At 73.2% G+C, this 12116-nt stretch carries 10 protein-coding genes; 5 read left to right on the top strand and 5 right to left on the bottom strand.

Annotated features, from left to right (window positions below):
- From ABTY20_RS03490 to glgB, 3 genes are all read left to right on the top strand, one after another.
- A partial coding sequence (locus tag ABTY20_RS03490) for an alpha-glucosidase C-terminal domain-containing protein (protein ID WP_351995341.1) occupies positions 1-299 on the top strand: 299 nt, incomplete at its 5' end.
- A gap of 112 nt (positions 300-411) precedes the next feature.
- Positions 412-1830, top strand: a complete 1419-nt coding sequence (locus tag ABTY20_RS03485; protein ID WP_351995340.1) for a maltokinase N-terminal cap-like domain-containing protein — start codon at positions 412-414, stop codon at positions 1828-1830.
- 32 nt (positions 1831-1862) lie between these two features.
- On the top strand, positions 1863-4400 hold the full coding sequence (gene glgB, locus ABTY20_RS03480; RefSeq protein ID WP_351995339.1) for a 1,4-alpha-glucan branching enzyme: 2538 nt from the start codon (positions 1863-1865) through the stop codon (positions 4398-4400).
- Between the two features lie 15 nt (positions 4401-4415).
- On the opposite strand, the gene ABTY20_RS03475 is transcribed toward glgB, so the two are convergent.
- From ABTY20_RS03475 to ABTY20_RS03460, 4 genes are all read right to left on the bottom strand, one after another.
- The gene (locus ABTY20_RS03475) at positions 4416-6647 is read right to left on the bottom strand and encodes a HelD family protein (RefSeq protein WP_351995352.1); all 2232 of its coding nucleotides are present in this window, start codon (positions 6645-6647) and stop codon (positions 4416-4418) included.
- A gap of 168 nt (positions 6648-6815) precedes the next feature.
- Positions 6816-7148, bottom strand: a complete 333-nt coding sequence (locus tag ABTY20_RS03470; RefSeq protein WP_351995338.1) for a thioredoxin family protein — start codon at positions 7146-7148, stop codon at positions 6816-6818.
- On the bottom strand, positions 7145-7573 hold the full coding sequence (locus ABTY20_RS03465; protein ID WP_351995337.1) for a MerR family transcriptional regulator: 429 nt from the start codon (positions 7571-7573) through the stop codon (positions 7145-7147). Before ABTY20_RS03465 ends, ABTY20_RS03470 begins: the two co-directional genes overlap by 4 nt.
- A 207-nt stretch (positions 7574-7780) precedes the next feature.
- Positions 7781-9175 carry a cation:dicarboxylate symporter family transporter gene (locus tag ABTY20_RS03460; protein ID WP_351995336.1) on the bottom strand — a complete coding sequence of 465 codons (1395 nt, stop codon included), beginning with the start codon at positions 9173-9175 and terminating at the stop codon, positions 7781-7783.
- A 200-nt stretch (positions 9176-9375) separates the two neighbouring features.
- Here ABTY20_RS03460 and ABTY20_RS03455 point away from each other — a divergent pair, with 200 nt between their 5' ends.
- Both ABTY20_RS03455 and ABTY20_RS03450 read left to right on the top strand, forming a co-directional pair.
- Positions 9376-11013, top strand: a complete 1638-nt coding sequence (locus ABTY20_RS03455) for a sensor histidine kinase (RefSeq protein ID WP_351995335.1) — start codon at positions 9376-9378, stop codon at positions 11011-11013.
- A 5-nt stretch (positions 11014-11018) separates the two neighbouring features.
- Positions 11019-11714, top strand: a complete 696-nt coding sequence (locus tag ABTY20_RS03450) for a response regulator (protein WP_502991732.1) — start codon at positions 11019-11021, stop codon at positions 11712-11714.
- On the opposite strand, the gene ABTY20_RS03445 is transcribed toward ABTY20_RS03450, so the two are convergent.
- On the bottom strand, positions 11711-12116 hold a 406-nt coding region (locus tag ABTY20_RS03445; protein ID WP_351995333.1), incomplete at its 5' end, for a tetratricopeptide repeat protein. The genes ABTY20_RS03450 and ABTY20_RS03445 overlap by 4 nt on opposite strands.

Raw genomic sequence — 12116 nt, 5'->3', positions numbered from 1 at the left:
TGATCGAGATCCGCAAGCAGAACCCGGCGTTCGGCCTCGGCTCCTACACCGAGCTGCCGTCCTCCAACCCGGCCGTCCTCGCCTTCCTGCGCGAGTACGAGGACGACCTGGTGCTGTGCGTGAACAACTTCTCCCGCTTCGCACAGCCCACCGAGCTCGATCTCAGCGCCTTCGGGGGACGGCATCCGGTCGAGCTGTTCGGCGGGGTGCGCTTCCCGGCCGTCGGTGAGCTGCCGTACCTGCTGACCCTCGGGGGGCACGGCTTCTACTGGTTCCGGCTCCGCAAGGACGCCGCGTAGAACCCGGGGCGGGGCGGTTTCCACCGCTCCGCCCGGGGCACGCATGAGTAACACCCCGCCCACCGGCGGCACCCCCGTGGGCGCGCCGAAACAGGGGAAAGGACGCGACGCCATGTCGGAAGCCGTCACACGCACCGTCACGACCCCGCCCGGCCTCCTTGCGTCACTGGATCCACTGCTGAGGGAGTGGCTGCCGCGGCAGCGCTGGTTCGCGGGCAAGGGCCGCCCGGTCACCGGGTTCTCCCTGGTCGCGGCCACCGAACTGCTGCCGCCCACCGCCAAGCTCGGCCTGTACCACCTGCTGGTGCGCACGCACCAGCCGCTCCAGCCGGGTCACGGCGGCCCCGAGCAGCCCGGCGACTGCTACCAGCTGCTCATAGGCGTGCGCGAGGCGTTGCCGCCCCGGCTCGCGCCCGCGCTGATCGGTCATGTGACGCGGGGCCCGCTGGCCGGACGGACGGTCTACGAGGCCCTGCACGACACCCGGCCCGCCGAACTGCTCCTGGAGGCGCTGCGCACCCAGGCCCGGATCGGCGGGCTCCGCTTCGAGCGGGACCCGCGCCAGGAGATCCGGTCCGGTCTGGTGCCGCGCCTGATGACCGTCGAGCAGTCGAACTCGTCGGTCGTCTACGGGGACACGTTCGTCCTGAAGCTGCTGCGCCGGGTGCTGCCCGGGACCAACCCCGATCTGGAGCTGCCGCTGGCACTGGCCCGCGAGGGCTGTCCCCGGGTGCCGCCGCCGACGGCCTGGCTGGTCGCGGAGCCCGGTGAGGCGGTGCCCGGTCCGCCGTCGGCCGAGCCGTACGTCCTGGGGGTGCTGCAGCCGTTCGTGCAGGGGGCGACGGACGGCTGGGAGCTGGCGCTGCGGGAGCTGGCCAAGGGCGAGGACTTCGTCGCCGAGGCGCGGGCCCTGGGGCGGGCCACCGCCGAGGTGCACACCGCGCTGGCCCGCGCGCTGCCCACGGTCACGCTGGGGCACGCCCAGCTCCGCACCCTGGTCACCGGCATGACCGAGCGGCTCGAGTCGGCCGTGCACGCGGTGCCCGGGCTGCGGCCGTACGCGGACGGGCTGCGTTCGGCGTTCACGGCGCTGGACGACCTGGCCGCCGAGGGCCGCACCTGGACCGCCCAGCGGGTCCACGGGGACCTGCACCTCGGGCAGTGCCTGCGCTCCCCCGCCGGCAGGTGGTCGCTGATCGACTTCGAGGGGGAACCGGCCCGCCCGCTGGCCGAGCGGCGGATGCCGCAGCCGGCGGTGCGGGACGTGGCCGGCATGCTGCGGTCCTTCGACTACGCGGCGCGTTCGGTGGCCCCGCCGCAGCCGGACTGGGCCGTGCGGTGCAGGGCGGCGTACTGCTCCGGCTACGCGGAGGCGGCCGGCCGGGACCCGCGCACCGATCCGGTGCTGCTGCGCGCGTACGAGACCGACAAGGCGGTCTACGAAGTGGTCTACGAGGCCCGGCACCGCCCCGAGTGGCTGCCCGTGCCGCTGGCCGCCGTGCGCCGGCTCGCCTCGACCGACCTGATCTGACCCATCCGACCCGCGTCCAGGAGGCTTCGCCCGTGACCCCCCGTCCCGAGTCCAGCGGTCCGCACCCGGAGCAGCCGGCCGAGCGACGGCCCGCGGCAGCCGAGCCGGCGAAGAAGACCGCCGCGAGGAAGACCGCCGCGGCGTCGAAGAAGGCCACGGCCGAGAAGACGGCGGCGAAGAAGACCGCGGTGAAGAGCGTGGCGGCCAAGAAGACGGCGGCCCCGAAGACCGCGGTGAAGAAGGCGGCGGCCAAGAAGGCCGCGGTGAGGAGGACGGCCGGGAAGGCGGCGGCCGAGGGCCCGGCCGGGAGGACCCCGGCGCCGAGGGGGGCCGGGCGGGACGCCCCCGTCCCGCAGCCCGCCCCGCCCGAGATGGAGATCGCCGTCTCCCCCGCCGTGGACGCCGCCGACCGGGAGCGGCTGCTGAGCGGGACGCACCACGCCCCGCACTCCGTGCTCGGCGCGCACCCGGTGCCCGGCGGGGTCGTCTTCCGGGCGCTGAGGCCGTACGCCCGCGCGGTGACCGTCGTCTCCGGGGGCCTGACCGTCGAGCTGCACGACGACGGCGACGGCTTCTTCTCGGGGCTGCTGCCGCTGGGCGAGGTCCCGGCGTACCGGCTGCTCGTCACCTACGAGGGGACGGTGCACGAGACGGAGGACGCGTACCGCTTCCTGCCCACGCTCGGCGAGCTCGACCTGCACCTGATCGGCGAGGGCCGGCACGAGGAGCTGTGGACGGTCCTCGGCGCGCACCCGATGACCCACCAGGGCGTGACCGGCACCCGGTTCTCGGTGTGGGCGCCGAACGCGCGCGGGGTGCGGGTGGCCGGCACCTTCAACTTCTGGGACGGCACCGGCTTCCCCATGCGGTCGCTGGGCTCGACGGGGGTGTGGGAGCTGTTCGTGCCGGGGGTCGGGGAGGGCGAGCTGTACAAGTTCGAGATCACCCGTCCCGACGGTTCGAAGACCCTGCGCGCCGACCCGATGGCCCGCCGTACGGAGGTCCCGCCGGCGACGTCGTCGATCGTCACGTCCTCGGCGTACGAGTGGGGCGACGCCGAGTGGCTGGAGCGCCGGGCCGAGGCGCCCGCGCACCGGGCGCCGTTCTCGGTGTACGAGGTGCACCTGCCGTCCTGGCGGCCGGGGCTGACGTACCGGCAGCTCGCCGAGCAGCTCCCCGCCTACGTCAAGGACCTCGGCTTCACCCACGTGGAGCTGATGCCGGTCGCCGAGCACCCGTTCGGCGGTTCCTGGGGCTACCAGGTCACCGGGTTCTACGCGCCCACGGCCCGCCTCGGCACCCCCGACGACTTCCGGTACCTGGTCGACGCCCTGCACCGGGCCGGCATCGGCGTGATCATGGACTGGGTGCCGGCGCACTTCCCGCGCGACGAGTGGGCGCTGGCCGAGTTCGACGGGCGGCCGCTGTACGAGCACGAGGATCCGCTGCGCGCCGCGCACCCCGACTGGGGCACCCTGGAGTTCGACTTCGGCCGGCGCGAGGTGCGCAACTTCCTGGTGGCCAACGCCCTCTACTGGTGCGAGGAGTTCCACATCGACGGGCTGCGGGTGGACGCGGTCGCCTCGATGCTCTACCTCGACTACTCGCGCGAGCCGGGCCGGTGGACGCCGAACGAGCACGGCGGCCGGGAGAACCTGGACGCGGTGGCGTTCCTCCAGGAGATGAACGCGACCGTGTACCGCAGGGTGCCGGGGGTCGTGACGATCGCGGAGGAGTCCACGGCCTGGGACGGCGTCACCCGGGCCACCCACCACAAGGGTCCCAGCGGCTTCGGCGGGCTCGGGTTCGGGCTGAAGTGGAACATGGGCTGGATGCACGACTCGCTCCAGTACATGAGCCACGACCCGGTCCACCGCCGCCACCACCACGGCGAGATGACGTTCTCGATGGTGTACGCCTACAGCGAGAACTACGTGCTGCCGATCTCCCACGACGAGGTGGTGCACGGCAAGCGGTCCCTGGTGTCGAAGATGCCCGGGGACTGGTGGCAGCAGCGCGCCAACCTGCGGGCCTACCTGGGCTTCATGTGGGCCCACCCGGGCAAGCAACTGCTGTTCATGGGGCAGGAGTTCGCGCAGGGCGCGGAGTGGTCGGAGGCACACGGCCCGGACTGGTGGCTGCTCGACCCGCACTACGGCGCGGAGGCCGACCACCGCGGGGTGCGCGACCTGGTGCGCGACCTCAACACCGTGTACCGGCACACCCCCGCGCTGTGGCGGGGCGACACCGAGCCGTCCGGATTCCGGTGGGTGACCGGGGACGCGGCCGAGGACAACGTGCTCGCCTTCCTGCGGTACGACTCCGACGGCTCCCCACTGCTCGCGGTGTCCCACTTCGCCCCGGTGGTCCGGGAGGACTACCGGATCGGGGTCCCCGACGACGTGCCCGCCTGGCACGAGGTGGTGAACACCGACGCCGGCCGCTACGGCGGCGGTGACGTCACCGGTCCGGGCCCGGTCAAGCCCGAGCCGCAGGGGCGGCACGGGTTCCCGGCGAGCATCCGGCTGACCCTGCCGCCCCTGGCGACGGTGTGGCTGCGCCCGGCCTGACCCCCGGGCCCCCGTTCAGTCCAGGGCGTCGGCCAGCGGCCCCGGCAGCGGCTCGGCGTGCAGGACGCCGAGCCGCTGGGTGGCGCGGGTGAGCGCCACGTACAGGTCGCTGGTGCCGTAGCGGGCCGGCTCGACCACGAGGACCGAGTCGAACTCCAGCCCCTTGGCCTGGCGCGGGTCGAGCAGCACCACGGTGTGCGACAGGTCGGGCTCGGCACCCGCCGTCACCCCCTCGAGGCGGGCTGCCAGGGCGCGGTGCAGCGCGCGCGGGGCGATGACGGCGAGGCGGCCCTCCTCGGGGGTGAGCTCCGCGACCGCCCCGGCGACGGCGCCGGGCAGGTCGTCGGTGGCGCGGGCCCAGGGTCGTACGCCCGTGGAGCGCACCGAGCCGGGCGGCTCGAAGCCGGGGTGCTCGGCGCGCACCACGGCCGCGGCGACGTCCATGATCTCGGCGGGGGTGCGGTAGTTGACGCCGAGCCGGGTGTGCTCCCAGCGGTCCTCGACGAACGGGGTGAGGATGTCCGCCCAGGAGCCGACGCCGCCCGCCTCCGAGGTCTGCGCCGGGTCGCCGACCAGGGTCATCGAGCGGGCGGGGCTGCGCCGCATCAGCAGCCGCCACGCCATCGGGGAGAGCTCCTGCGCCTCGTCGACGATGATGTGCCCGAACGCCCAGGTCCGGTCGGCGGCGGCGCGTTCGGCGGCGCTGCGGTGGTCGTCCTCCTCGTGCCGCTCGGCGAAGCGTTCGGCGTCGATGATGTCGTGCGCGGACAGCACCTCGGAGGAGTCCGGGTCGTCCTCCTCCTTGTCCTCGAACTCGTAGGTGCGGGAGGCGTACGAGACGTCCAGCACGCCCTGCGCGAAGGCGATCTGCGTCTGCCGCTCGCGTTCGGCCCGGGCGCGTTCGAGGCGGTCGTCCTCGCCGAGGAGTTCGGCGGCCTCGTCGAGCAGGGGCACGTCGGAGACGGTCCAGTGCCGGGTGACCGGGCGGCGGACCGCGGCGGCGTCCTCGTCGGAGAGGTACCCCTCGGGGGCGGCGAGGAAGTCGGCGACCAGGCGCTGCGGGGTGATGCGGGGCCACAGCCGGTCGATGGCGGACCAGACCTCGGGGTTGTCGGCGAGTTCGTCGCGGATCTGGGTGATGTCGCTGGGGTCGAGCAGGTTGGAACCGTCGTAGGGGTCGGTGCCGATGCGTTCGGCGACCATGTCGGTGAGCGCGTTGAGGATGTGGCCCTCGAAGTGCTCGCGGGCCACGTTGTGCGGCAGCTTGGCGGCGCGGGTGCGCTCGCGGGCGACGTTCACCAGGCCGTCGTCGAGCATCAGGACCTCGCGGTCGTGCTCGATGGCGATCACCGGGTCGGGCAGCGCCTGCCGGTCGCGCACGACGTCGGCGAGGACGCCGGCCATCTCGGCGCGGCCCTTGACGGCGGCGGCCTCGGGGGTGTCGGTCCGGGTGGTCCGCACCCCGGGGTACAGCTCGCCCACGGTCGCCAGGAGCACGCCGGTCTCGCCGAGGCTGGGCAGCACCTCGCCGATGTAGCCGAGGAACGCCGGGTTGGGGCCGACGATCAGGACGGCGCGGCGGGCCAGCAGCTCGCGGTGCTCGTAGAGGAGGTAGGCGGCGCGGTGCAGGGCGACGGCGGTCTTGCCGGTGCCGGGCCCGCCCTCGACCACCAGGACCCCGCGGTGCGGGGCGCGGATGATGCGGTCCTGGTCGGCCTGGATGGTGCGCACGATGTCGCCCATGCGGCCGGTGCGCGCCGAGTTCAGCGCGGCGAGCAGCACGGCGTCGCCGGCCGGGTCCTCGTGGCCGGTGCGGGTCTCGTCGCCGAGGTCGAGGATCTCGTCGTGCAGGGCGGTGACCCGGCGGCCCTCGGTGGAGATGTGCCGGCGGCGCCTGAGCCCCATCGTGGTGTGGCCGGTGGCCAGGTAGAACGGGCGGGCGACCTCGGCCCGCCAGTCGATGAGGACGGGGGTGCGTTCGGCGTCGTCGGCGCGCAGGCCGATCCGTCCGATGTGGTGGGTGGCGCCGGAGGTGAGGTCGATCCGGCCGAAGCAGAGGGAACCGTCCACCGCGTTCAGCGCGGCGAGCAGCCCGGACCGCTCGGCGACGAGGATGTCCCGCTCCAGCCGGGCCTGCCGGGGGGTGTGGCCCTGGGCGAGCGCCTCCGAGACGGACACCTCGGCGTCGCCGCGCAGGGCGTCCACGCGTGCGTACAGTCCGTCGACGAATTGCTGTTCCCGCCGCATTTCGTCGTCCGGAAATTCGGTGTTTGACAATTCCGCTCCCGCCCGGATATACTGTGGTCATCGAACTTCACCGCGACTTCTTCGAAAAGCAAGTCGCGAATCAATGAATATACGCAAAGAAAACCCCCGCGCGCAATTGCCGGGGGTTTTCTCGTACCGCGTACCGGGTCAGAGCACGTCCGACAGCTCCTCGAGCAGCCGCCGCCTCGTCCTGGCCCCCACCATCGACCGCAGCGGCTCCCCGTCGCGGAACACCATGAAGGTCGGCATCGACAGCACCTTGTAGGCGTTGGTCGTGTCGGGATTGGCGTCCACGTTCAGCTGGACGACCTTCAGCCGGCCCTCCTCCTCGGCGGCCAGCGCGCTCAGCACCGGCGCCATCTGCCGGCACGGCGGGCACCAGTCGGCCGTGAACTCCACCAGCACCGGCAGCTCCGAACCGATCACCTCCTCCTCGAAGTCCGCGTCGGTCACCTCGGGCACACCGCTCGCCCCGCTCATCGCAGCTCCCCTCCCAGTTCGCACACCGGTTCCGGGCCGCCCGGAACCGCCGCCTCGGCGGCCAGCCCGTCCCGCGCCGACTCCGCCCGCGCCAGCTGCTGCCCGACCTTCGCCCGTACGGCCCGCAGCTCGCCGATGAGCGCGTCCAGCTCGTCCAGCTTGCGCCGGTAGACCTGGAGCGAGGCGGGGCAGGAGTCGCCCTCGGGGTGCCCGGCCCGCAGGCACTCCACGAAGGGCCGGGTCTCCTCCAGGTCGAACCCGAAGTCCCGGAGCGTGCGGATCTGCCGCAGCAGCCTCAGATCGCCCTCGTCGTAGGTCCGGTGTCCGTTGGCCGTCCGCCGCGCGGACAGCAGCCCGCGTGACTCGTAGTACCGCAGCGCCCGCGTGGTGGTCCCGGCCCGTGCGGCCAGCTCGCCGATTCGCATGCGGACGAACGTAAGCCTTGACGTCGGCGTCAAGGCAAGGGCGTGCGGGACGGAGGAAGCCGAGCGGCCCGGCTCACGGGGGCGGAGCCTGGCCGCTCGGCGGCTGCGGAGGCCCGGATACGGGCGGCGGGCCTCCGGCGACCGGGCGGCTGAGCAACGGGGGGAGTGTCCCAGCCGCCCGGGTCTGTGGGGGTGCGGCGTCGGCCCTCAGGCCTTGGCCAGCTCCTTCTCGCCGTCCTTCTCGGACAGCTCGGCGCCAAAGCCGTCGGCGTCGCCGCCGTGGCCGTCGTCCAGGAGCGTCTTCTCGTCGAACGGCGCCCGGCCGGCGAGCACCTCGTCCACCCGGGCCCGGTCGATCTCCTTGGTCCAGGTGCCGATCAGGACGGTGGCGACGGCGTTGCCCGCGAAGTTGGTGAGGGCGCGGGCCTCGCTCATGAAGCGGTCGATGCCGACGATGAGGCCGATGCCGTCCACCAGGGCCGGCTTGTGCGACTGGAGGCCGCCGGCCAGCGTGGCGAGACCGGCGCCGGAGACACCGGCGGCGCCCTTGGAGGCCACCAGCAGGAAGAGCAGCAGCGGGATCTGCTCGCCGATCGACATCGGCGTGCCCATGGCGTCGGCGATGAACAGCGAGGCCATGGTCATGTAGATCATGGTGCCGTCGAGGTTGAAGGAGTAGCCGGTCGGGACGGTGATGCCGACCACTGGCTTGCTGACGCCCAGGTGCTCCATCTTGGCGATGAGGCGCGGCAGCGCCGACTCCGACGAGGAGGTGGAGAGGATCAGCAGGAACTCGCGGCCCAGGTACTTGAAGAGCGAGAAGACGTTCACCCCGGCGATGACGCGCAGCATCGTGCCCAGCACCAGGAAGATGAACAGGACGCAGGTGACGTAGAAGCCGAGCATCAGCACGGCCAGGCTCTTGAGCGCGTCGACGCCGGCCGAGCCGGTGACCGCGGCGATGGCGCCGAAGGCGCCGATCGGGGCCGCCCACATGATCATCGCCAGGACGCGGAAGACCAGCCGCTGGATGTGCTCGATGCCGCGCAGGACGGGCTGCCCGGCGGAGCCCATGGCCTGCAGGGCGAAGCCGCAGAGCAGGGCGACCAGCAGGGTCTGCAGCACCTCGCCGGCGGTGAACGCGGAGACGATCGTGGTCGGGATGATGCCCAGCAGGAACTCGGTGGTGTCCTTGGCCTCCGCGTCGACCTGCGCCTGGCCGGTCTCCTTGACGGCGTCGGTGACCGCGAGGCCGGTGCCCGGGTCCAGGATGTTGCCGACGACCAGGCCGATGGCGAGGGCGACGACCGACATCACCATGAAGTAGCCCAGGGCGATGCCGCCGACCGCGCCGACCTTGGCGGCCTTGCGCACCGAACCGATGCCCAGCACGATCGTGCAGAAGATGATCGGCGAGATCATCATCTTGATCAGGTTCACGAAGCCGGTGCCGAGCGGCTTCAGCCCGGTGGCGAAGTCGGGGGCGAGCAGACCGACGGCGATGCCGAGGGCGACCGCGATGATCACCGCGATGTAGAGATAGTGCGTGCGGTCCCGCTTGGCCTTGGGCTCGGCAGGTGCCGTAGCGGATGTGCTGGTCACGGCGGCCCTCCTTGACGACGTCATCGGCATCACCGGCGTGCGGCTCACGTCCGGGGGATGGGGTTGGGGCCTGCCCGGCGGATCATGACGAAGCCGCGGGACGGGCCACAGGGGAACGCCGCGACTATGCCGCGCCCTGTGAGCGCGGTCACCCTTCCGTTCATTTAGTTCACCGCGGGCCCCGGAGGCAGACTGGCGGCATGCGCCTCCCCCTCCCCCGGCCCCGCAGCCTCGCGGGCCAGCTCTTCGCCATGCAGGCCGTGCTCATCGCGGTGGTCGTGGCGGGGTACGCGCTGTTCACGTACGTCAGCAACCGCAGCCAGGCCGAGGAGGCGGCGGGCCGCCAGGTCACCGCGGTGGCCCGCTCGATCGCCGACTCCCCTTCCGTACGGCAGGCGATCCGCTCCTCCGCCCCCTCGGCCCGGCTCCAGCCGTACGCGCTGGAGGTGGTGCGCGACACCGACGTCGACTTCGTCACGATCATGGATCCCCGGGGCATCCGCTGGACCCATCCCGACCCGGACCAGATCGGCCTGGTCTTCCAGGGCAACACCGCCCCGGCGCTCCGGGGCCGCACCTTCACCGAGACCTACACCGGCACCCTCGGCCCGTCGGTCCGGGCGGTCACCCCGGTCCGGGACGGCGACCGGATCACCGGCCTGGTCAGCGCCGGCATAAGGGTCGAGGAGATCAGCCAGCGCGCCCGGGGACAGCTCACGGCGCTGCTCGCGGTCGCGGCCGGCGCCCTCGGGCTCGGCGCGATCGGCACGTACGTCATCAACGCGCGGCTGCGCCGGCACACCCACGGCATGAACGCGACCGAGCTCAGCCACATGCACGACTACCATCAGGCCGCGCTCCACGCCGTGCGCGAGGGACTGCTGATGCTGGACGGGCAGTACAGGGTGGCGCTGATCAACGACGGCGGCCGGGAGCTGCTGGGCGTGACGCCGGAGGAGGACGTGGTGGGCAGGTCGGTGGCGGAGCTGGGGCTGCCCACACCGCTGACGGGTGCGCTGCTGGCCTCCGAGCCCCGGGTGGACGAGGTGCACCTGACGGCGGACCGGGTGCTGGTGGTGAACACCTCACCGGTCACCGGAGGCCAGCGGCGCGGCTCGGTGGTGACCCTGCGGGACGTCACCGAGCTCCAGTCGCTGATGGGCGAGCTGGACTCCGAGCGCGGCTTCACCCAGGCGCTGCGGTCGCAGGCGCACGAGGCGGCGAACCGGCTGCACACCGTGGTCTCGCTGATCGAGCTGGGCCGGGCCGAGGAGGCGGTGGACTTCGCGACCGCCGAGCTGGAACTGGCGCAGGCGCTCACCGACCAGGTGGTGGCGGCGGTGAGCGAGCCGGTGCTGGCGGCGCTGCTGCTGGGCAAGACCGCCCAGGCCAACGAGCGGGGCGTGGAGCTGGTGGTGTCGGACGACAGCCGCCTGGACGACGGCCTGCTCCCGGACACCCTGCCCGCCCGGGACCTGGTCACCATCCTCGGCAACCTGATCGACAACGCCGTGGACGCGGCACAGGGCGGGCTGCGCCCGCGGGTGACGGTGACGGCGCTGACGGAGGAGGACTGCTCGGAGCTGATCCTGCGGGTCTGCGACACCGGCCCCGGGGTGGACCCGGACCACGCGGAGGCGGTCTTCCGGCGCGGCTTCACGACCAAGCCGGCCGGGCCGGGCGGGCGGGGGCTGGGCCTGGCACTCGTCCGGCAGGCGGTGGGCCGGCACGGCGGGACCCTGTCGGTGACCTCCGCGGACGGGGGCGGCGCGGTGTTCGAGGCGCGGCTGCCGCTCAGGGACGCCGCGGTCGCGCGGAGCGCGGGGGGCGCCGCATGAGCGGGATGGCCGGGGAGCCCATCAGGGTGCTGGTGGTCGAGGACGACCCGGTGGCCGCCGACGCCCATGTGATGTACGTCGGGCGGGTGCCCGGGTTCGTCGCCGTCGGCAAGGCGCACACCGGGGCGGAGGCCCGCCGGGCGCTGGAGCGGACCCCCGTCGACCTGCTCCTCCTCGACCTGCACCTGCCGGACGTGCACGGACTCCAGCTGGCGCGCTCGCTGCGGGCCGGCGGCCACCACGCCGACGTGATCGCGGTGACGTCGGCGCGGGACCTGGCGGTGGTGCGGGAGGGGGTGTCGCTGGGGGTCGTGCAGTACGTCCTGAAGCCGTTCACGTTCGCGACCCTGCGGGACCGGCTGGTGCGCTACGCCGAGTTCCGCGCGGCGGTGGGCGAGGCCAGCGGACAGGCCGAGGTGGACCGGGCGCTGGCGACACTGCGGGCCCCGGGACCGGCCGCCCTGCCGAAGGGGCTCAGCGCGCCGACGCTGGAGCGGGTGACCGTGACCCTCCGGGACGCCGACGAGGGTCTGACGGCCGCCGGTGTCGCGGAGGCGGTCGGCATCTCCCGCATCACCGCCCGCCGCTATCTGGAGCACCTGGTGGACGCCGGCCGCGCGGCCCGCCGCCCGCAGTACGGGACGGTGGGGCGGCCGGAACTGCAGTACCGGTGGGTCCGGGGAGCGGAGAAGGGGCGTTAGGGGGAGGGGGCGTCCAGTTCGGCGGCGCGGGCGCGGACCCGGGCGGCTTCGGTGGGGGCGTCGGCTCGGGTGAAGGCGTCGGCGGCTTGAAGGTAGGCGGTGCGGGCCTCAACGGGGCGGTAGGCGGCCTCATGTGCGAGGGCCAGGTTGTGGAGGGTCTGCCCGGTGCCGTACCAGTCCTTGAATTCCCAGTAGAGCTCCAGGCACTTGTCGTAGGCCTTGATCGCTTCCTCCACCCGGCCCGCCTTTTCCAGGGTGAGGCCGAGGTTGTTCCACGTCCTGCCCTCGCGGTGGCGGTCTCCCGCAGCCTGGAACAGGTCACGGGCCCGGTTGTGCGCGCCAATCGCCTCTTCCGTCCGGCCCACGCTCCGCAGGGCGCTGCCGAGGTTGTTCCACGCCATG

Source organism: Streptomyces sp. NPDC126497 (genome assembly GCF_040302425.1).
Classification (GTDB): Bacteria; Actinomycetota; Actinomycetes; order Streptomycetales; family Streptomycetaceae; genus Streptomyces.
This window is presented reverse-complemented; position numbering and strand designations above follow the sequence as displayed.